This window comes from Pseudomonas sp. RC2C2, from assembly GCF_018390435.1.
GTDB lineage: Bacteria > Pseudomonadota > Gammaproteobacteria > Pseudomonadales > Pseudomonadaceae > Aquipseudomonas > Aquipseudomonas donghuensis.
Genome location: NZ_JAHBAX010000001.1, coordinates 801,299 through 821,379, shown reverse-complemented (window position 1 = coordinate 821,379; position 20,081 = coordinate 801,299). Strand labels below are relative to the sequence as shown.

Annotated in this window: 20 protein-coding genes; 13 read left to right on the top strand and 7 right to left on the bottom strand. The window is 64.0% G+C overall.

Translation table 11 applies throughout. The features are described 5' to 3' along the window. From cobU to KHO53_RS03755, 8 genes are all read left to right on the top strand, one after another. Nucleotides 1-522: a bifunctional adenosylcobinamide kinase/adenosylcobinamide-phosphate guanylyltransferase gene (gene cobU / locus KHO53_RS03785; RefSeq protein ID WP_213570004.1), complete on the top strand. Its 522-nt coding sequence runs from the start codon at nt 1-3 to the stop codon at nt 520-522. Further along, complete coding sequence (gene cobT / locus KHO53_RS03780; protein ID WP_010220344.1) at nt 519-1,574, top strand: nicotinate-nucleotide--dimethylbenzimidazole phosphoribosyltransferase; 1,056 nt, start codon at nt 519-521, stop codon at nt 1,572-1,574. The genes cobU and cobT overlap by 4 nt, the downstream gene beginning before the upstream one ends. Continuing rightward, complete coding sequence (gene cobC, locus KHO53_RS03775; RefSeq protein WP_010220343.1) at nt 1,571-2,140, top strand: alpha-ribazole phosphatase family protein; 570 nt, start codon at nt 1,571-1,573, stop codon at nt 2,138-2,140. The genes cobT and cobC overlap by 4 nt, the downstream gene beginning before the upstream one ends. A gap of 1 nt (nt 2,141) precedes the next feature. Further along, nucleotides 2,142-2,870: an adenosylcobinamide-GDP ribazoletransferase gene (locus tag KHO53_RS03770; protein WP_100782159.1), complete on the top strand. Its 729-nt coding sequence runs from the start codon at nt 2,142-2,144 to the stop codon at nt 2,868-2,870. 50 nt (nt 2,871-2,920) lie between these two features. Continuing rightward, complete coding sequence (locus tag KHO53_RS03765; RefSeq protein ID WP_010220341.1) at nt 2,921-3,325, top strand: MarR family winged helix-turn-helix transcriptional regulator; 405 nt, start codon at nt 2,921-2,923, stop codon at nt 3,323-3,325. A 62-nt stretch (nt 3,326-3,387) separates the two neighbouring features. After that, complete coding sequence (locus KHO53_RS03760) at nt 3,388-4,590, top strand: MFS transporter (RefSeq protein ID WP_010220339.1); 1,203 nt, start codon at nt 3,388-3,390, stop codon at nt 4,588-4,590. After that, entirely contained in the window at nt 4,587-4,709 is a 123-nt protein-coding gene (locus tag KHO53_RS25765; protein WP_257792352.1) for a hypothetical protein, read from the top strand. The genes KHO53_RS03760 and KHO53_RS25765 overlap by 4 nt, the downstream gene beginning before the upstream one ends. A 42-nt stretch (nt 4,710-4,751) precedes the next feature. After that, complete coding sequence (locus KHO53_RS03755; protein ID WP_213570003.1) at nt 4,752-5,303, top strand: glutathione peroxidase; 552 nt, start codon at nt 4,752-4,754, stop codon at nt 5,301-5,303. A gap of 6 nt (nt 5,304-5,309) precedes the next feature. Here the strand turns inward: KHO53_RS03755 and KHO53_RS03750 are convergent, their stop codons facing one another. Beyond that, entirely contained in the window at nt 5,310-5,573 is a 264-nt protein-coding gene (locus KHO53_RS03750; protein ID WP_010220336.1) for a DUF2798 domain-containing protein, read from the bottom strand. 117 nt (nt 5,574-5,690) lie between these two features. On the opposite strand from KHO53_RS03750, the gene KHO53_RS03745 reads away from it, so the two are divergent. Continuing rightward, nucleotides 5,691-6,623, top strand: a complete 933-nt coding sequence (locus KHO53_RS03745) for a LysR family transcriptional regulator (RefSeq protein ID WP_213570002.1) — start codon at nt 5,691-5,693, stop codon at nt 6,621-6,623. 42 nt (nt 6,624-6,665) lie between these two features. Here the strand turns inward: KHO53_RS03745 and KHO53_RS03740 are convergent, their stop codons facing one another. The 3 genes from KHO53_RS03740 to KHO53_RS03730 form a co-directional block, all read right to left on the bottom strand. Continuing rightward, nucleotides 6,666-7,946, bottom strand: a complete 1,281-nt coding sequence (locus KHO53_RS03740; protein WP_010224274.1) for an OmpP1/FadL family transporter — start codon at nt 7,944-7,946, stop codon at nt 6,666-6,668. Nucleotides 7,947-8,092: 146 nt separating this feature from the next. Next, nucleotides 8,093-8,575: a hypothetical protein gene (locus KHO53_RS03735; RefSeq protein ID WP_010224273.1), complete on the bottom strand. Its 483-nt coding sequence runs from the start codon at nt 8,573-8,575 to the stop codon at nt 8,093-8,095. 369 nt (nt 8,576-8,944) lie between these two features. After that, the gene (locus KHO53_RS03730; protein WP_010224272.1) at nt 8,945-9,169 is read right to left on the bottom strand and encodes a hypothetical protein; all 225 of its coding nucleotides are present in this window, start codon (nt 9,167-9,169) and stop codon (nt 8,945-8,947) included. A gap of 969 nt (nt 9,170-10,138) precedes the next feature. Here KHO53_RS03730 and KHO53_RS03725 point away from each other — a divergent pair. After that, complete coding sequence (locus tag KHO53_RS03725) at nt 10,139-10,567, top strand: tetratricopeptide repeat protein (protein WP_026001396.1); 429 nt, start codon at nt 10,139-10,141, stop codon at nt 10,565-10,567. A 183-nt stretch (nt 10,568-10,750) separates the two neighbouring features. After that, nucleotides 10,751-12,139 (top strand): DNA recombination protein RmuC, encoded by a 1,389-nt coding sequence (locus KHO53_RS03720; RefSeq protein ID WP_162835466.1) that lies wholly within the window; start codon nt 10,751-10,753, stop codon nt 12,137-12,139. Here the strand turns inward: KHO53_RS03720 and KHO53_RS03715 are convergent. Together KHO53_RS03715 and KHO53_RS03710 are read right to left on the bottom strand one after the other, a co-directional pair. After that, on the bottom strand, nt 12,111-15,587 hold the full coding sequence (locus tag KHO53_RS03715) for a PAS domain-containing hybrid sensor histidine kinase/response regulator (protein WP_213570001.1): 3,477 nt from the start codon (nt 15,585-15,587) through the stop codon (nt 12,111-12,113). The two genes, KHO53_RS03720 and KHO53_RS03715, sit on opposite strands and share 29 nt — an antisense overlap. Before the next feature lie 119 nt (nt 15,588-15,706). Continuing rightward, nucleotides 15,707-16,252, bottom strand: a complete 546-nt coding sequence (locus KHO53_RS03710; protein ID WP_036996578.1) for a TetR/AcrR family transcriptional regulator — start codon at nt 16,250-16,252, stop codon at nt 15,707-15,709. A gap of 91 nt (nt 16,253-16,343) precedes the next feature. Here KHO53_RS03710 and KHO53_RS03705 point away from each other — a divergent pair, with 91 nt between their 5' ends. Then, nucleotides 16,344-17,540 (top strand): MFS transporter, encoded by a 1,197-nt coding sequence (locus KHO53_RS03705; RefSeq protein WP_213570000.1) that lies wholly within the window; start codon nt 16,344-16,346, stop codon nt 17,538-17,540. Here the strand turns inward: KHO53_RS03705 and KHO53_RS03700 are convergent. Beyond that, nucleotides 17,510-18,721, bottom strand: coding sequence for an MFS transporter (locus tag KHO53_RS03700; RefSeq protein ID WP_036996577.1), 1,212 nt, complete (start codon nt 18,719-18,721; stop codon nt 17,510-17,512). The genes KHO53_RS03705 and KHO53_RS03700 overlap by 31 nt on opposite strands. A gap of 163 nt (nt 18,722-18,884) precedes the next feature. On the opposite strand from KHO53_RS03700, the gene KHO53_RS03695 reads away from it, so the two are divergent. Then, nucleotides 18,885-20,030, top strand: a complete 1,146-nt coding sequence (locus tag KHO53_RS03695) for a TDT family transporter (protein WP_010224257.1) — start codon at nt 18,885-18,887, stop codon at nt 20,028-20,030. The last annotated feature ends 51 nt before the right edge of the window (nt 20,031-20,081 follow it).

Sequence of the window (20,081 nt, the reverse complement as noted above, 5' to 3'; positions counted from 1 at the left end):
ATGCTCAACCTGATTCTTGGCGGCGCCCGTTCGGGCAAGAGCCGCCTGGCCGAACAGTTGGCCAGCCAGAGCGGCTTGGCGGTCACCTACATCGCCACCAGCGAACCGCTCGATGGCGAGATGAATGCGCGGGTGCAGTTGCACCGCGAGCGGCGTCCGGCCGAGTGGGCATTGATCGAAGAACCGCTGGAACTGGCTCGGGTGCTCTGCGCCACTGCCGGTGCCGAACGTTGCCTGCTGGTCGACTGCCTGACCCTGTGGCTGACCAACCTGCTGATGCTCGACAACCCCGAGCGCCTGGCGGCTGAACGCTCGGCGCTGCTCGACTGCCTGGCGGGCCTGCCGGGCGAAATCATCCTGGTCAGCAACGAAACCGGCCTGGGCGTAGTGCCCATGGGCGAATTGACCCGCCGTTATGTCGATGAAGCCGGCTGGCTGCATCAGGCCATTGCCGAGCGCTGCCAGCGCGTGGTGCTGACCGTCGCCGGCCTGCCACTTACCCTCAAAGGACCTGTACTATGAGTCAAACCTGGTGGCTTGAAGCCTGCCGTCCTGTTGACCAGGCTGTTCGCGAACAGGCCCTGGCGCGTCAACAGCAACTGACCAAGCCGGCCGGTTCGCTGGGCCGCCTGGAGCAACTGGCGGTGCAACTGGCCGGCCTGCAGGGCCAGCTCAAACCGAGCGTCGAGCAGGTCTGGATCGCCATCTTCGCCGGCGATCACGGCGTGGTCGCCGAAGGCATCTCCGCCTATCCGCAGGCGGTGACCGGGCAGATGCTGCACAACTTCGTCAGCGGCGGCGCCGCTATCAGTGTGCTGGCGCGGCAGTTGAATGCTCAACTGGAAGTGATCGACCTGGGCACCATCGACCTGGCGCTGGAACTGCCGGGTGTGCGCCACCTGCGCGTCGGCCCCGGTACGGCCAACTTCGCCCAGGTGCCGGCGATGACTCACGAACAGGGCCTGCTGGCCCTGCAGGGCGGGCGCGAGAGTGCCTTGCGCGCCGCTGCCAGCGGTGCCCGGCTGTTTATCGGCGGGGAGATGGGCATCGGCAACACCACTGCCGCCAGCGCCTTGGCCTGTGCCTTGCTCGGTTGCCCGGCTACCGAGCTCAGCGGCCCGGGCACCGGCCTGGATGCCGCCGGTGTACGGCACAAGGCCGAGGTCATCGAGCGTGCCCTGAAACAGCACGCGGACCTTGGCGACGACCCGCTGCAACGGCTGTTGTGTTTTGGCGGCTTCGAGATCGCCGCGCTGGTCGGTGCCTACCTGGGGTGCGCCCAGGCCGGTGTCGCGGTGCTGGTGGATGGCTTTATCTGCACCGTCGCCGCCCTGGTAGCCACGCGCATCAACCCGCAGTGTCGTGACTGGCTGCTGTTCGGCCATCGCGGCGCCGAGCCCGGGCATCGCCGGGTGCTTGCCGCGCTCGACGCCGAGCCGCTGCTGGAGCTGGGCTTGCGCCTGGGCGAGGGCAGTGGTGCGGCGTTGGCGGTGCCGCTACTGCGCCTGGCTTGCGACCTGCACGGGCAGATGGCGACCTTCGCCGAAGCCGCGGTTGCGGACCGTCCGGCATGATCATCGACCTGCTGCGCCACGGCGAAACCGAACGGGGCGGCGGCCTGCGCGGCAGCCTCGACGATGCTCTGACCGACACGGGCTGGGCGCAGATGCAGGCGGCGGTGAAGGCTGCGGGGCCCTGGGATGCGCTGGTCAGTTCGCCATTGCAACGCTGCGCACGCTTTGCCGAAGCGTTGGGCACCCAGCTGGACCTGCCGCTGCAACTGGCGCCGGGGCTGCAGGAGCTGCATTTCGGCGAGTGGGAAGGGCGCAGTGCGGCAGACCTGATGCTCACCCACGAAGCCGAACTCGGGCAATTCTGGGCTGACCCTTATGCTTTCACACCGCCAGGCGGCGAGCCCGTGGCGGATTTCTCCGCACGGGTATTGCAGGCCATCAGCGCCTTGCACCAGGGGCATGCCGGCAAGCACTTGCTACTGGTCACTCATGGCGGCGTGATGCGCCTGTTGCTGGCCCGCGCCCGTGGCCTGCCCCGAGAACAATTACTGCAGGTCGAAGTGGCCCATGGCGCCTTGTTTCGCCTTGAGCTGCTGGCCGACGGCAGCCTGCGGGAAGTGCACTGAGATGCTGGCGTTCTGGATCGCCCTGCAGTTTCTCAGCAGCTTGCCGGTGCGCTTGCCGGGCATGCCGGCGCCGGAGCAGATGGGCCGCTCGCTGCTGTTCTACCCATTGGTGGGGCTGTTGTTCGGGGCGCTGCTCTGGGGGCTGAACGCGCTGCTGGCTGGCAGCCCGTTGCTGCTTCATGGTGCTTTGCTGCTCAGTGCCTGGGTGCTGCTCAGCGGTGCCTTGCACCTGGATGGCCTGGCTGACAGTGCTGATGCCTGGCTGGGCGGTTTCGGCGACCGCGAGCGCACCCTGCTGATCATGAAAGACCCACGCAGCGGGCCGATTGCCGTGGTTGCCCTGGTGCTAGTGCTGCTGCTCAAGTTCTGTGCCTTGCTGGCGCTGATCGAGCGCGGCGAGGGGCTGCTGCTGTTGCTCGCGCCGTTGATTGGCCGTGCGGCGTTGCTGGGCTTGTTCCTCAGCACGCCGTATGTGCGCAGCGGCGGGCTGGGCCAGGCCTTGGCGGATCACCTGCCGCGTCGGTCGGGCACGCTCGTTTTGCTGCTCAGCGCGCTGGCCTGTGTACTGCTGGCAGGGCTCAAAGGGCTGTGGGCTGTGCTGGTTGCCGCAGCGGTCTTCGCCTGGCTGCGCCGGTTGATGGTCCGTCGTCTGGGCGGTACTACCGGTGATACCGCCGGGGCCATGCTGGAGCTGCTGGAGCTGGCGGTATTGATCGCCCTGGTGCTGTGAGCGGCGAATAAAGGCTTGCAGTTGCCCAGGTGCGGGTATATACACGCATTATGTTGACCAGCGAATGCATCTGCACCCACCTGCGTCGCGCCGCCCGCGGGGTGAGCCGACACTATGACGAGGCCCTCGACGGCTTCGGGATCAATGTTGCGCAGTTTTCCCTGCTACGCCATTTGCGGCGCCTGGACCAACCGAGTATTTCCACCCTGGCCGAGGCCATGGGCCTGGACCGCAGCACCCTGGGGCGCAACCTGCGGGTGCTGGAGGCCGACGGCCTGGTGGCGTTGGCCGAAGGGCAGGACCTGCGCAATCGTATCGTCCTGTTGACCGAGCAGGGCAGGGCCCGCCTACAGGCAGCGGAACCGGCCTGGGAGCAGGCTCAAAGCGATTTGATCAACACCCTTGGCGAGGGCCAGCGCGACGAACTGGTGCGCCTGCTGGAGTTGCTGGCCTGAGCTTTTTACGATTATAAGCGGGTATATACCCGCATAACCTTGCGGCACTGGAGACAACAAAAATGACATCGGTATGGCGAACCAGTGGGTGGATTCTCCTTGGCGCGGCGCTGATCCTGGCGCTGTCGCTGGGCGTGAGGCACGGCTTTGGCCTGTTCCTGGCGCCGATGAGTGCTGACTTTGGCTGGGGCCGTGGCGTGTTCGCCTTCGCCATTGCCTTGCAGAACCTGATCTGGGGCCTGGCCCAGCCGTTTGCCGGCGCCCTGGCTGATCGCCTGGGGGCGGCCAAGGTAGTGATGGTCGGCGGTATTCTCTATGCCGTCGGCCTGGTGCTGATGGGTATGTCCGACTCGGCCCTGACCCTGTCGCTCAGTGCCGGCCTGTTGATCGGTATCGGCCTGTCGGGCACTTCGTTCTCGGTGATCCTCGGCGTGGTCGGCCGTGCCGTACCGGCGCAGAAGCGCAGCATGGCCATGGGTATCGCCAGTGCCGCCGGCTCCTTTGGCCAGTTCGCCATGTTGCCCGGCACACTGGGCCTGATCGGCTGGCTGGGCTGGTCGGCGGCCTTGCTGGTGCTGGGTTTGCTGGTGGCCTTTATCGTGCCGTTGGTAGGGTTGTTGCGCGATCGACCGTTGCCCAGCGATGGCCATGAGCAGACCCTCGGCCAGGCCCTGCGCGAAGCTTGCTCGCATTCAGGCTTCTGGCTGCTGGCCCTGGGCTTTTTCGTCTGCGGTTTCCAGGTGGTGTTCATTGGCGTGCACCTGCCGGCCTACCTGGTCGACCAGCACCTGCCGGCCACCATCGGCACCACCGTGCTGGCGCTGGTTGGGCTGTTCAATATCGTCGGCACCTACACCGCCGGCTGGCTGGGCGGGAGGATGTCCAAGCCGCGCCTACTGACCGCCCTGTACCTGTTGCGCGCGGTGGTCATCGTGCTGTTCCTGTGGGCACCGATCACCCCGTTCAGTGCCTATCTGTTCGGTATCGCCATGGGCCTGCTGTGGCTGTCGACCGTGCCCTTGACCAATGGCACCGTGGCCACCCTGTTCGGTGTGCGTAACCTGTCGATGCTGGGTGGGATCGTTTTCCTCTTTCACCAGTTGGGCGCGTTTCTCGGTGGCTGGCTGGGTGGGGTGGTGTATGACCAGACCGGTAACTATGACCTTGTCTGGCAGATTTCCATCCTTCTCAGCCTGCTCGCCGCAGCACTCAACTGGCCGGTACGCGAGCGCCCGGTCGCGCGCTTGCAGGCGCAAGCGGCATGAGCCCTATGGCCATTCGCACCGTGCTCGGCCTCGCCGCCGTGCTGGTGCTGGCGCTGGCCTGGTGGGGCTGGCATGAAGGCGGTCTGGCGTTGATGCAGTTGGGCATGGGCGTGTGCTAGGAGTACTCTGATTTCTCCAGGTCCGTTTCAAGGAGAAAAAAGATGCGCACACGCTGGATGTTGGTTCCACTGTTGACCCTGGCCGCCGCTGCCAATGCCCTGGCCGGCGAGTGCCCGGCGCTGCTCGACAGCACGCTGCCGGAGCTGCGCGGCAAGGAGCAGATCAACCTCTGTGAGCGCTTTGCCGGCAAACCGCTGGTGGTGGTCAATACTGCCAGCTATTGCGGCTTCGCCCCGCAGTTCAAAGGGCTGGAGAGCATCTATCAGCAATACCACGGGCAGGGTCTGGAAATGCTCGGGGTGCCGTCCAACGACTTCAAGCAGGAAGACGCCGACGCCGAGAAGACCGCCAAGGTCTGTTACGCCAACTACGGCGTGACGTTCACCATGACCCAGGCCCAGCCGGTGCGCGGCAGTGATGCCACGCCACTGTTCAAGGAGCTGGCTGTGCAGAGCAGCGCGCCGAAGTGGAATTTCTACAAGTACGTGATCGACCGCCAGGGCAAGGTGGTGGCTAACTTCTCCAGCCGAACCAAGCCGGATGATCCGGCGTTCAAGGCGGCGATCGAGAAGGCCATCGCTTCCCAGCCCTGAGCTGCCTCAGTGGCTGGCGTGCACGGTCCAGGCCACCAGCTTGAGCACGATCGGGCGCACCACCAGTACGCAGGCGAAGGCCACCGGCATGGCCAGTTGGTAGGCCCTGAGCACGTTGCCCAGGTACTGCTCGTCGATGCCGGCGTTGGCGGCGGTAATCACAAAGCACATCAGCAGGGCCATGATCGCCGACATGTAGAAGGCGAACACGTAAGGGGTGGCGCGAACGCCGAGCTTGCGTCGGCTGCGGACGCTGGTCTGGGTCGTCATGCGGACTCCGTTGGCAGTGGATGAGGGCGCAGCCTAACAAGGCTGCCTGTGGCCGGGGTAGACGCCTCGGACTTAGGTCTTTATAAAGAAGATCTTACGAATGCCCGGAAGCCTGTCATGAACCTGCTCGGTTCGATCAAGAGTTTCATCAAGGTTGTCGAAGCCGGCAGCATTGCCGGTGGCGCTCGTAGCCTGGGCCTGAGTGCCGCCGCCGTGAGCCAGAATATCGCCCGCCTGGAAGCCCACCTGCAGGTGCGCCTGCTCGCGCGTACTACCCGTAGCATGGCCCTGACCCCCAGTGGCAGCCTGTACTACGACAAGGTCAAACACATTGAGCGCGACCTCGAGCAGGCGCAGCAGGCGGTCACCACCCCGGATTGCGAGCCCAAAGGGCGCTTGTGCATCGCTTCGTCCTCGGCGTTCGGCCGTCACGTACTGGCACCGTTGATTCCGGCGTTCAGCGCGCGCTATCCGCAGCTTTCAATTGAGTTGGTTACGAATGATCGGCGCGTCAACCACGCTCAGGAAGGTGTCGATGTCAGTCTGCGAATCCAGCCGCAACTTGAAGATGGCCTGCTGGCCCGGCACATCGCCCGGGTGCCGTTCATTTGCTGTGCGTCGCCGGGTTACCTGGCGGCAGCCGGTTGGCCGCAATCGCCAGAGCAACTCAAGGAGCACCGCTGCCTGGTGTTCCGCTACCCGGTGGACGGTCGTTTTCTGCGCTGGGGTTTTGTCCGCGAAGGGCTGCGCTTCGATGCCGAGTTCGACAAGGTGCTGATCAGCGATGACATCGACGTGCTGACCCAGATGGCCGTGCAGGATGGCGGCATTGCCCGCCTGGCCGAGTTTGTCGCCCGGCCCTTGCTTGAGCGCGGCCAGCTGGTGGCGTTGTTCGAGTATTCGCAATCGGCCAGGGCCTATGCCCAGACCGAGCCGATGGACGTCTACCTGTGCGTGGCCGACCGCTTTGCCATGACGGCCAAGGTGCGGCTGTTCATGGACTACTTACAGGGCCGCCTGGCCCACCTCTGGCCTTGCGAGCAAGCATGAAAAAACCGCCAGGATTGGCGGTTTTCTGCGACGTGGAATGAATCAGAAGCGGTAGGTGAGCGATGCTCCCAGGCCGTGAGCGCTGTTTTCGTACTTGGCGTTGTAGGAGCCTTTGAAGTGCGCCGGGTCGGTAGGCGAAGTGTTCTGGCGAACCTTGACGTCTTCTTCCATCAGGTAGGAGTAGGCGATGTCGACAGTCATGTCGTCGTTCGGGCTCCAACCTGCACCGAGGCTGAACACCTTGCGGTCGCCTGTAGGGATGCGTGGCGAGCGGTTGGTATTGTTGGTCGGCGACTGGTCGACGCTGAAGCCGGCGCGCAGGGTCCATTCCTTGTTCAGCTTGTAAGCTGCGCCAATGGCGTGAGCCCAGGTATCGTGCCAGTTCTGTTCTTCGCTGATCTGCCCCAGGGCAGGTGCCAGGGGGGCAGGAACACCTTCGTTGTTGACGGTGATGGCTTCCAGGCGGCTCCAGCGCGTCCAGGTGCTACCGACATAAAGTGTCCAGTTGGCATCCAGCTCGTGAGTGACGGAGAAGTCGACCGATTCCGGCGTTTTGATCTTCAACGAGGCATCAAACTTGCTGCCGCTCAGTGGGCCAAAGCCGGAGCCGCTGATTTTGGTGTCACCCTCGAGCTTGTAGTCGACCATCGAGTGGTAGGTCAGGCCTACGCGGGTGCTGTCGGTTGCCTGTACCAGCACGCCGATGTTGTAGCCGATGGCGGTGTCATCACCGGAGATCTTGACCTTGCCGTCATTTCTGCCCAGGGAGGTGCGGTTCAGCGAGGCGGATTCCAGGGTGCCGTCGATACGGTTGATAGTCGGACCGAAACCGATCGAGACCTTGTCGTTGAAGGCGTAGCTGATGGTTGGCTGCAGGGTGATGACCTGGACTTCGCTGTTGCTGCCGAAGTAGCGGCCGGCAAAGCCGCTTTCATAGTCGGTTACCAGGCCGAACGGCACGTACATGCCGATACCGAAGGCCCAATGGTCATCGATAGGTTTGACGTAATAGCCCATCGGCACACCGACGACCGGAACCATGTCGCCGTCGTTGCTGCCACCGAAGGTGCCGCTGCCGCTGATATCGGACTTAGCGATGAGAGCGGCACCACCGACGGTGACTTGCTCGCGTTTCAGGCGCGACATGCCGGCGGGGTTGCCGAAAACGGTGCTGGCATCATCGGCAGAAGAAGAGCGACCCGCGAAACCTGTGCCCATGCCGCTGACGCTTTGTTCGTTGAGGGCGAAGCCGCTGGCGAACAGTTGAGTCGAGGCGAGAGTGACGGCGAGGCTGAGAGAGGTTTTGAGCATGACTTTTTTCATTATTAGAACTCCTTGGGATCTCCGGGGCGAAAACTACCAACATTTCGCCCGCAGCGCTATAGGCTGTATCGCAGGAGATAGAGCGGTTTTGTAGGACAATCCTACCAAGATGGCGGGAATTTTCCGATTTTGGGAAGCAGTGACTCTCAGCAGGCCTGAAGAGTCACAGGGGCGACGCAGGTTTGCCAGGCGCTGGTGAAATCGCGCAGGCGACCCTGGGGTTGGAAGGTTTGTCGCCAGATGCGTGCCAGGCCCAGTAAATCGTCGGCGGCGGGTAGTTCGGGGGCCTGTTCTTCGATCAGCATCCAGGCGATGGCGGTGGCGTAGCGCAGGTTGACGGTCAGTTCCAGGTGCGGGCCGCTGAGAAAGGCATGCTGGCTGGCCAGGCCGCGGACCAGGCTGGCAAGGTCCGGGTCGCGGGCCAGGAACTGGTCCCAGAGGCTTTGGTGGCGCAGTTCGCCGATGCGGTACAGGCCGTGGCCGCGGCGGTCGTGCAGGGCCGAGCCGAGGGCCGACTGGCTGGCGGCGACACCGAGCAGCAGGGCTTCGGCGCTGGCGCAGTGACGGCCCAGATAAACCAGGGTTGGACGAATGACAAATTGGCTCAACTCGCTCGCGGCGATACCCATGATGCCCTCGAACTTGAAATTGACCGGCGGACGCTGGAGCTTGGCAGCTGGTGAGTCGGTCTGGCCCGCCGGAAGCGGCCTTTGCCGCTTGAGTTGAAGTCTAGTGTCATATTCGTGCTGTAAAGGCCTGTTTTTAAAACATTTACGGCTTTTAGTTATAAATCATATGCCGTGTGGCGATTAGTGATTCGCACTAAAGGATGGCCAAATTCCTGTGGGAGCTGGCTTGCCAGCGATGGCCGCAACACGTTAGCCAGGGCTGCCCTCATCGCTGGCAAGCCAGCTCCTACAGGGGGATTCGGCAGATTTACCAGGCATAAAAAAGCCCCGCCAGAGGGCGGGGCTTGAGCGTTTGCAGCATCGTGCGGATCAGGCCACCAGGGCCTGACGGGTGCGCTCGATGACGGCCTGCAGCGGCTCGGCTTCGGAGTATTGCTCCGGGTACAGGCGCTCGCTGTGACGGGCAATGCCGTGCTCGTTGACCAGGGTGAAGCTGAAGCCGCCTTTGCGCGACGCCAGGATCAAGCAGTTCAGAGGGGCAAATGCCTGGGAAAGGGTGCGAATGGCAGCCTGAGTATGGATAGAGTGATTCATAGTTATTAGATGTTCCTGCAATAGACACGGTTTTGATCCGTGCACATATAAAACGTTCCAGTAACGCAGGCATTTAAGCCGGTGCGAAGAACCTGACTGGAACAGGGCAGCCAGTTTTGGGCGCATTTATCATGTGGCGCTGGGGCTGACTGGTAGGTACGTCAGAGGACAGGCAACACACCAGGGTCGGGTTCAATGCCGCTGGGTGAAGATCCTGATCAATCTGCAGGTTGGCTCGGTCAGAGTAAGAAGTGATTTACCTGGGGAGCCATCGAGTGGGCCGGTCCTGGTTTCAACAGGCCTGTCCGAAGTGAGGGGCAGGGCACTGTAAGGACTGCTTTGGCCAGAATTGACTTTCAGCTTGGTACTAACGGCGGCAAGACTACAGGAGTCTGCCGGTCTTGGCAAGCTTTGTAAGTTTTCGTCTGACGAGCCGGCCAGTATGTCGCGTTCCTGGCTCGCTGTGAAGTGCTATTTCACCACCTTTCCAGCGCTGTAAGGCAGGGAACGTGCCAATTTCGTGCAGGGAAATGCCTCGCTTCGGGGCGGTTGTGCACACATGGGGCAGCCGCTGTTACAGCTCTGCAACAACGCGGCAGGTGGCTGCCAATGACTTGGCCGTTGCCTTAAGTCAATGAAAAAAAACACTTATTTTAGCTGGTGAAAAAATCGACAGTTTGACTGGAAGCCCCATTTCATAGGGGTTTGCGGGGTGGTTTAGGGGGTTGTCCACCGAGTTATCCACAGCTTCTGTGGATTGTCCCTAGCGCTTGCTCTAGGACGGGCGTGCCAGCTTTTTAGCCGGTGTCCGACAATCCTTCGGCAGTCTTCTGCCAGGGACAAAATGCCCGCCCTGACGTCAAGAAAAAACGCTGAAATATTTTGAAAAAAAGTGCAAAAAAGCACCGGGCCATTGTCAGAGAAATGGAGTAGAGTGGCGCGCCTCTCGAGTTGCCTTCGCTGTTTTTTATGAAGTTTCGCTCTAAAACCCTCGTTGCTCCTGCTGCCCAACCGCCCCTGCCCGAGCCCAAGCGCTTCTCCTTGAAGGTTGCCTTGTGGTTGCTCGACAGCCCGCGCCTGGGTGACAACCCCAACGTCAAGCACTTCGCCGGGCGCCTGCTCAAGCAGCCGGCGCGCCAGGGTGTGGTGGTCGCCCAGAGCCGCCTGGGGCAGATGCTCTGCCGTGACTGCGGCAATGCCCGCGACCGGCGTATCGGCCATGAACTGCTGCGCCAGGCCGCGCGGGCCGGTGACCGCCGGGCGCAGCTCGAGTACGGCCGCCTGTGTGCCCAGGGGCAATTGAATGAGCCGGCCCAGGGCCGTTACTGGCTGGAACAGGCGGCGGCCCAGGGCTCGCAGGAAGCCGTGCGCCTGCTCAGGCAATTGCCTGACGCCTGAGTGCGGCGCGCAGGCCCAAGGCTGATAAGCTGAGCCGTTGATCGTTGGCCGAGGGAGATCGGGGTGGCTATGGCAGTGGATCTGACCAGTATTCTGCTGGGTATCGTGGTGGCGGCCGTGCCGTGCCTGACGCTGGTGCTGCAGGTGCAGCGGCGCCTGAGTGCGCGCCAGGCGCAAGCAGCCTTGCTCGAGGAGCGCCTGAGCAACGTGCAACTGGCCCAGGAAGGCCTGCTCGCCCAACTGGATGCCAGTCGCGACGAAATCAGCGACCTGGGCCAGGCCAATGCCGCCAAGCAGGCTACCCTGGCTGCCCAGGCCCGTGAGCTTGAGCTGTTGCAGATCGATCGCGACAACGCTCGCGACGCCGCGCACGCCTGGCAGCTCGAACGCGCTGCCCGCGAAGCCGAATTGCGTCGCCTGGATGCCCACAGCGCAGCCCTGAGCGCCGAGCTGCGTGAACAACAGGAAAGCCATCAGCAACGCCTCGACGACCTGCAGGGCTCGCGTGACGAGTTGCGCGCGCAATTCGCCGAAATGGCCACGAAGATCTTCGATGAGCGCGAGCAGCGCTTCGCCCAGACCAGCCAGCAACACCTGGGGCAGTTGCTCGACCCGCTCAAGGAGCGCATCCAGGCCTTCGAAAAACGCGTGGAAGACAGCTACCAGCAGGAAGCCCGCGAGCGCTTCTCGCTGGCCAAGGAGCTGGAGCGCCTGCAGCAGCTCAACCTGCGCCTGAGCGATGAAGCCACCAACCTGACCCAGGCGCTCAAGGGCCAGAAGACCCAGGGTAACTGGGGCGAGCTGATTCTGGAGCGGGTCCTGGAGCACGCCGGGCTTGAGAAAGGCCGCGAGTACCAGACCCAGGTCAGCCTCAAGAGCGCCGACGGCGAGCGCTTCCAGCCCGACGTGCTGATCATGCTGCCGGGCGACAAGCAAGTGGTGGTCGACTCCAAGGTCAGCCTCACCGCTTACCAGCAGTATGTTGCCGCCGATGACAGCGAGATCGCTCAGGCCGCGCTCAAGCAGCATGTGCTGTCGCTGCGCAATCACGTCAAAGGCTTGTCCGGCAAGGACTACAATCGCCTCGAAGGGCTGCACAGCCTGGATTTCGTTTTGCTCTTCGTGCCCATCGAAGCCGCGTTTTCGGCGGCCTTGCAGGCTGAACCGAATCTGTTCCAGGAAGCCTTCGACCGCCAGATCGTGATCGTCAGCCCGACCACGTTGCTGGCCACCTTGCGGGTTATCGACAGCCTGTGGAAGCAGGAACGCCAGAGCCAGAACGCCCGGGAAATCGCCGAGCGCGCCGGCTGGCTGTATGACAAGTTCGTATTGTTCATCCAGGACCTGGACGAGCTGGGCAACCGCCTGCAGCAGGTCGACAAAGCCTACAGCGCGGCGCGCAACAAGCTCTGCGAAGGCCGTGGCAACCTGATCAGCCGCAGCGAACAGCTCAAGCTGCTCGGCGCCCGGGCCAGCAAGAGCCTGCCTGCCGAGCTGCTCGAACGGGCCATGAGCGAAGGCGACCCACTGGCCGCCAGCGCCCTTACTGGGCCAGGCTCAGATGCCGATTGAGCAGGGCGCGCAGGGCCGCCGGCTTGACCGGCTTGGCCAGGTAGTCGAGGCCGGCGGCATGCACCTGGGCGACCATCTCGCTGCGCCCGTCGGCGCTGATCACCACGCCAGGTACCGGCTCGCCGAGGCGGGTGCGTAGCCAGGCCATCAGTTCGGTGCCGATCTCGCCGTCGTCCAGGTGATAGTCGACCAGCGCCAGGTGCGGGCGCAGGCCGTTTGCAAGCAGGGCATCGCATTCTGCGCGGTTGCGCGCGGTGGACACCTGGCAACCCCAGCGGCTGAGCAGGCTGTTCATGCCGATGAGAATGCTGTCTTCGTTGTCGACGCACAGCACCTGCAGGCCCGCCAGTGGCTGCCCGGCCTGTTCGGCGGGGCAGGCCAGCGCTATCGCCGGCGCCGTGGCCAGTGGCACGCTGACGCGGAACACGCTGCCCTTGCCCGGCCAGGAGCGCACCTCAAGCGGATGCCCGAGCACTTTGCACAAGCCGTCGGCGATTGCCAGGCCCAGGCCCAGGCCTTTTTCCGCGCGGGTCTGGTGGCTGTCCAGGCGTTTGAACTCCTCGAAAATCACCTGCAGCTTGTCATCGGCGATGCCGCTGCCACGGTCCCAGACCTCCAGCCACAACCGTCCTTGCTGGCGGCGCACACCCAGCAGGATCGGGCTCTTGCCGTAGCGGAAGGCGTTGGTGAGGAAGTTCTGCAAAATTCGCCGTAGCAGTTTCATGTCGCTCTGCACCCGCAGGCGGCTGCCGCGCAGGCGAAAATCCAGGCCTTGCTGCTGGGCCAGGACCTTGAATTCGGCGCCGAGGGTGTCGAACAGCTCGTTGAGGGCAAAAGGCTTGGCGTCGGGAGTGATCTTGCCGTTCTCCAGGCGCGAGATGTCCAGCAGGTCGCTGATCAGCTCTTCGGCCGAGCGCAGCGAGCTGTCCATGTGCTGGACCAGTTGCTGGGCGTCGGCCGACAAGCCATCGCCCTGATGCGACAGCGCCGCCGAGAACAACCGCGCGGCGTTCAGCGGCTGCATCAGGTCGTGGCTGACCGCAGCCAGGAAGCGAGTCTTGGACTGGTTGGCGGCTTCGGCGTGGCTCTTGGCTTCGGTCAGTGCCTGGTTCAGTTGCGACAGTTCATGGGTGCGTTCGGCCACCCGTTGTTCGAGGCTTTCGTTGGCACCCTTGAGGGCCTGTTCGGCTTCGCGGAACGGGGTGATGTCGGTAAAACTCATGACAAAGCCACCGCCGGGCATCGGGTTACCGATCAGCTCGATCACCCGGCCATTGGGGAACAGGCGTTCTGAGGTGTGCGCGCGGCCCTGGCGCATCCAGTGCAGGCGCCTTGCCACGTGCACCTGGGCCTCGCCCGGGCCGCACAGGCCGCGCTCGGCGTTGTAGCGGATGATGTCGGCAATCGGCCGGCCGACGCTGATCAGCCCGTCGGGGTAGTTGAACAACTCCAGGTAGCGGCGGTTCCAGGCCACCAGGCGCAGCGACTGGTCGACCACGCTGATGCCCTGGCTGATGTTCTCGATCGCCCCTTGCAGCAAGGCGCGGTTGAACTGCAGCACTTCCGAGGCTTCGTCGGCGATACGCACCACATCCTCAAGCTGCATGTCGCGGCCTTCGATGGCCGCCTTGACCACCGCGCGGGTCGAGGAGGTGCCCAGTACGCCGGCGAGCAGGCGCTCGGTGTGTTCGATCCAGTCGCCGTCGGCGTTCTGGTTGGGGTTGAAGCCCTTGCCCTGGCGGTAGGCAAAGCGGATGAAGCTTTGCCGGGCGCGCTCTTCGCCGACAAAGCGTGCGGCCAGGTGCAGCAGGTCGTCGATCTGCACCGCCAGCAGCGAACGGCTGCTCGGCCGTGCGCTGGTCTGCTGGCCGATGAAGCGCCCGGCTTGCCAGTGCTCGGACACCCGGGTTCGCGAGAGGATCGACACCCAGGCGAACAGGGTGAAGTTACCCGCCAGCGACAGCACCACGCCCTGGGTCAGCGGGGTGATCGGCAGGTTCAACGGGTTGCCGTGCAGCCAGGCCAGGCCCGGGAACAGCGTCAGCGACCAGCCCAGGCTGTGGGCGGCAATCGGCAGCACCAGGGTGTAGAACCACAGGAACACCCCGGCGGCCAGGCCGGCGAACACGCCGCGGCGGTTGGCCTGCTTCCAGTACAGGGCGCCGAGCATGGCCGGGGTCAATTGGGTCACGGCGGCAAAGGCCACCTGGCCGATGGTCGCAAGGCTTGCGGTGGAGCCGAGCAGGCGGTAGCTGACGTAGGCCAGCAGGAGGATGACGACGATGGTCACCCGGCGCACCGAGAGCATCCAGTGGCGGAAGGCTTCGAACGGCCGCTCGGCGTTGTTGCGGCGCAGCAGCCAGGGCAGCAGCATGTCGTTGGAGACCATGGTCGACAGCGCCACGGCTTCGACGATGACCATGCCGGTGGCCGCCGAAGCGCCGCCGATAAAGGCCAGCAGCGCCAGCGCCGGATGGGCTTCGGCCAGCGGCAGGCTGATGACGAAGGAGTCCGGTAGCACCGAACCTGGCAGCAGCATCTGCCCGGCCAGGGCGATCGGTACCACGAACAGTGCGGCGAGGATCAGGTACATCGGGAACACCCAGCGTGCCAGGCGCAAGTCCTGGGGCTCGATGTTCTCTACCACGGTGACGTGGAACTGGCGCGGCAGGCAGATGATCGCCATCATCGCCACGCCGGTCTGCACGATCATCGACGGCCAGTTGATGGTCTCGTTCCAGAAGCCTTCCAGGCGCGGCGCCAGTTGCGCCTTGCTGAACAGGTCGTCGAAGCCGTCGAACAGGCCGAAGGTGACAAAGGCGCCGACGGCGAGGAAGGCCAGCAGCTTGACCAGGGATTCAAAGGCAATCGCCAGGACCATGCCGCGGTGGTGTTCGGTGACATCCAGGCTGCGCGTACCGAAGACGATGGAGAACAGCGCCAGCACCAGCGACACCACCAGCGCGGTGTCCTGCACGCGGCTGCCGGTGGCATCGGCGCCAGCCCCGATCAACAGGTTGACGCCGAGCACGATGCCCTTGAGCTGCAGGGCGATGTAGGGCAGCACGCCGATCAGGCAGATCAGCGCCACCACCACCGCCAAACTCTGGGATTTGCCGTAGCGCGCGGCGATGAAGTCGGCGATCGAGGTGATGTTTTCCTGTTTGCTGATCAGCACCATCTTCTGCAGCACCCAGGGGGCGAACAGCAGTAGCAATACAGGGCCCAGATAGATCGGCAGGAATGCCCAGAGTTGTTCGGCGGCCTGGCCGACGGCGCCGAAGAAGGTCCAGCTGGTGCAGTACACCGCCAGTGACAGGCTGTACACCCAGGCACGCAGGCGCGGCGGCAGCGGCGTGCTGCGGCGGTCGCCGTAGAAGGCGATGGCGAACATGATGGCCATATAGGCCAGGGCGACCACGGCGATCAGCCCACTGGACAGCGACATGACAACTCCGAAGCAAAAGGGTGATTCAGCCCGACAGCGAACCTCGATCAATCAGTCTGGCACGCCGCAGAGGCTTCGTCAGCGCCGACGATGGTCGCAGTGGCAGAGCGTCGCAGGCCTTAGCCGGGCAAGGCCAGGTCAAGCAGGCAGTAGAGCTGTTCCAGGGTTGGCGGGGCTTCGGCGAACAAGGTGCGGTAGACGGTCGGCGCGACGAGCAAATCGAGCAGGCGCTCGATGTCCGGCAAGGCCTCGCCGCGCGCCTGGGCACGATCGAGAATGACCTGCAGCTGCCCGCGCAGGATATGGGTGCAGTAACCCGGGCAGGCGCTGCTGAGTACGTCGCGCATCAGGTTGCGGCCTGGCTCGGAGGTGATTTCGTCGAGGTATTGCTCGGTCCAGGCGCGCAGGTCGGCGCGCAGCTCGCCGGTGTCGAGCGGTGCAACGTCGGGCAGCACACGCTCGACGGCGACATCGGCCAGCAAGGCTGCCAGTTCGCCCCAGCGCCGGTAGATGGTCGACGGGGTGACGCCGGCGCGGGCGGCAATCTGGGGCACAGTCAGGCTCGCCCGGTCCTGCTCCTGGAGCAACGTGCGTACGGCCGCATGGACTGATTGCTGCACACGGGCACTGCGGCCGCCCGTGCGGATACCTTCTTTGATCGCCATGGGCCAAACCTTAACACAAAGGGTTTGCGTTAAGGCTGGAGGGCGCGCACACTGCACTAAAGCTAATCGTTAGCTTTTATTGGGAGTGCTGATGGTTTTTGAATCCATACCCCCGGGCGCCCGGGGTTTTCGCCTGGTGTACCTGGCCGTTGCTTTGCTGGGCTTTCTCGCCGCCTCCAGTGCGCCGACGCCGTTGTACCATCTGTATCAACAGGCCTGGCAGTTCTCGGCGGCGACGTTGACGCTGATCTTTGCCGTCTATGCCCTGAGCCTGCTGGCGGCGCTGCTGACGGTCGGCTCGTTGTCGGATTACCTTGGCCGCCGGCCTTTGATCCTTGCGGCCTTGCTCCTGGAAATCAGCGCCATGGGCCTGTTCATCGTCGCCGACAGCGTCGCCTGGTTGCTCGCTGCGCGGGTGTTGCAGGGCTTTGCCACCGGCATGGCCACCAGCGTGCTGGGGGCGGCCTTGCTCGATACCGATCGCCACCAGGGGCCGCTGGTCAACAGCCTAGCGCCGTTACTGGGTATGGCCTGCGGTGCGCTGGGGACCAGCCTGTTGGTCGAATATGCTGCATGGCCATTGCGCTTGGCCTACTGGCTGCTGCTGGGCTTGTTTGCCGTGCTGACCCTGTTGCTGCTGCGCCTGCCGGAAAGCGTCAGCCGCCAGCGCGGAGCCTGGGCGTCCCTGCAGCCGGCCTTGAGCGTGCCGGTGCAAGCCCGTCGCGCCCTGTGGCGGATGTTGCCAGTGGATATCGCGGTGTGGGCGTTGGGTGGATTCTTTCTGTCGCTGGCACCGTCGCTGGTGCGCGAAACCACGGGATCCACCTCCAACCTTACCGGCGGGGCGCTGGTCGCCGCGCTGACGTTGAGCGGCGCGGCGGCAATCTTCAGCCTGCGCCAGCAACCGGCACTACGCGTTCTGCGTCTGGGCACGGTGCTGCTGGCCAGTGGTGTGGCGCTGATTTTGCTGGCGCTGCACAGTGCTGCGCTGGGTTTGTTCTTCATTGCCACGCTGGTGGCCGGCAGTGGCTTCGGCGCCGGTTTTCTCGGTGCCTTGCGCAGCACCCTGCCACTGGCCGAAGCTCACGAGCGGGCCGGGTTGATGTCGACCTTCTATGTGCTCAGTTACCTGGCGTTTTGCCTGCCGGCCTTGCTGGCCGGCTTCATGGTTCGCCACTTTGGCCTGATCGCGACTAGCCAGGTGTATGCCCTGGGCTTGTTGGCCCTGTGTCTGCTGGCCGCGTTCGGCCTGTTCGGTCAGCGTTCGGCCGCCACCTGTTCGGCTTGAGGTGCGGCAGGGCGGGCCCCCAGGTAATAGAACAGCGCTGCCAGCAGCACCGAAAAAATCAACAGGTAAAAGGTCGCCACCGGCACCAGGTGCGCCAGGGCAAAGCCGCAGATCACCGGGCCCAGCGCCGCGCCGAGGTTGGACAGGTTCTGCGCGCCGTAGTACACGCCACGCAGATGCTCCGGGGCAATGCTGTCGATGAACATGTACTCGGCGGGGATGACAATGATCTCGCCGAGGGTGAACACCAGCATCGCCAGGCACCAGACCAGCAGCGACTGGGCCAGCGAGAAACCCAGCAGGCCGACCAGGAACAGCGCCATGCCGGCGATCAGCCAGGGCATCAGCTGGCGGCTGCTGATGCGCCGGCCAATCACATACTGCAAGGCAATCACCGTCACCGCGTTGGTGGCCACCAGGTAGCTGATGTAGCGCGCCGCCTCGCTGGCGCTGCTGGTTACCACCAGGTACTGCGACAGGTAGGCGGTGAACTGGCCGAACACCACCGCGCTGAGGGCACCGCCGAGGGTGAAGCAGATCAGCCGGCGGTCTTTCACCAGTTGCACGCCGACACTGAGAAACCCGGCCTGTTCGTTGCCTTCGACCCGCGCCCGCGCCGCGCGCTCGCCCCAGCGCCGGTAGCTCAGGCACATGGCCAGGCCGAGCAGCGCCGAGAGCAAAAACGGCAAGTGATCATCCAGCAGCACCAGCGCCACGCCGACGAAGGGGCCGACCGCGTAGGCGACGTTGCTGAGGGTGTACTTGATCGAGAACACCTCGCTGCGCTCCTCCAGCGGCAGCAGCGCGCAGAAGCCGGCCTTGGCGGCAATGTCCACCACTGCCAGGGCCAGGTTGATCAGCACCAGGCAGAGGAAGAACAGGCTGAGTTCGCGGCTGACCACCGCGCCAATGAAGGCCAGGGTAAAGGTCAGGGTCGCGGCGATGATCACCGTGTAGCTGCGCAGGGTATCGATCAGGTAGCCGCCGTACAGGCTCAGCAATGAGGCGACGATCAGTGCGCCGCCGATCATCAGGCCGATGCCGCTGATGTCCAGGGCGAAGTTCTGTGCAAGGTAGACCACCAGGTAGGGCAGGGTGATCGCCCGGGCCAGGGTCAGGATGAAGGTGGTCGCCAGTAGCAGGCGAACCTGCGCCGAGTAGCTTTTGATAGCGGTGAGCATTGTTAACCACGTCCTTGTTGTTATCGGTGCTGAGCATACGCGTTGGGCGAGGTAATCTGTATATCTGTAAAACCGATAGCAGATAGAGAAAATACCCGTTATATAGATATATTTTTCAGGCATAAGATGAGCTCAACCTCACCGGAGGACAGGAGAATCCATCATGCCTTGCAGCCAAACCCGCACCTCGCCGTTACGCCCGCTGAGCCAGCTGGCGCACCCGCGCGAAGTGATTCGTCAGTTCACCCCCAACTGGTTCGCCGCGACCATGGGCACCGGCGTGCTCGCCCTGGCCCTGGCGCAGGTTGATGTACCAGGCCTGCGCGGCCTGGCCGAATCCCTGTGGTTGCTGACCATCGGCCTGTTCGTGCTGTTTACCTTGCTGTACACCGCGCGCTGGGTGCTGTTCTTTGACGAAGCGCGGCGGATCTTCGCCCATTCCACCGTATCGATGTTCTTTGGCACCATCCCCATGGGGCTGGCGACCATTCTCAACGGTTGCCTGGTGTTCGGCATCAATCGCTGGGGCGAAGGCATCCTGCCCTGGGTCGAGGCGCTGTGGTGGTTCGACGTCGGCCTGGCGCTGCTGTGCGGCGTGGCCATTCCCTACCTGATGTTCACCCGCCAGGAACACAGCATCGACCAGATGACCGCGGTATGGTTGCTGCCGGTGGTGGCGGCTGAAGTTGCCGCCGCCAGTGGCGGCCTGTTGGCGCCGCACCTGGTGGATGCGCACACGCAGTTTCAGGTGCTGATCACCAGCTATGTGCTGTGGGCGGTGTCGTTGCCGGTGGCGTTCAGCATCCTCACCATCCTCATGCTGCGCATGGCCCTGCACAAGCTGCCGCAGGCCAACATGGCGGCGTCGAGCTGGCTGGCCCTGGGGCCGATCGGTACCGGTGCCCTGGGCATGCTTCTGCTCGGCGCCGATGCCCCGGCGATCTTCGCCGCCAATGGCCTCGGCAGCCTCGGTGAAATCGCCCGTGGCCTGGGCCTGATTGCCGGGATCGTGCTGTGGGGCGCGGGCCTGTGGTGGTTGCTTACCGCAGTGCTGATCACCCTGCGCTACATCCGCCACGGCATGCCGTTCAACCTCGGCTGGTGGGGCTTTACCTTCCCGCTGGGGGTGTACACCCTGGCCACCCTGAAACTGGCGGCCTGGCTGGGCCTGGGTTTCTTCCATGAGCTGGGCATGCTGCTGGTGGTGGCCCTGGCCACACTGTGGCTGCTGGTCACCGCCCTGACCCTGCGCGGTGCCTGGCATGGCGAGCTGTTCGTGTCGCCGTGCATTGCCGGCCTGAACAAGTAGATTGCATTTACCTGGGTGTTTGTGGCTTTGTGCGGCCTGCGCGTATCCAAT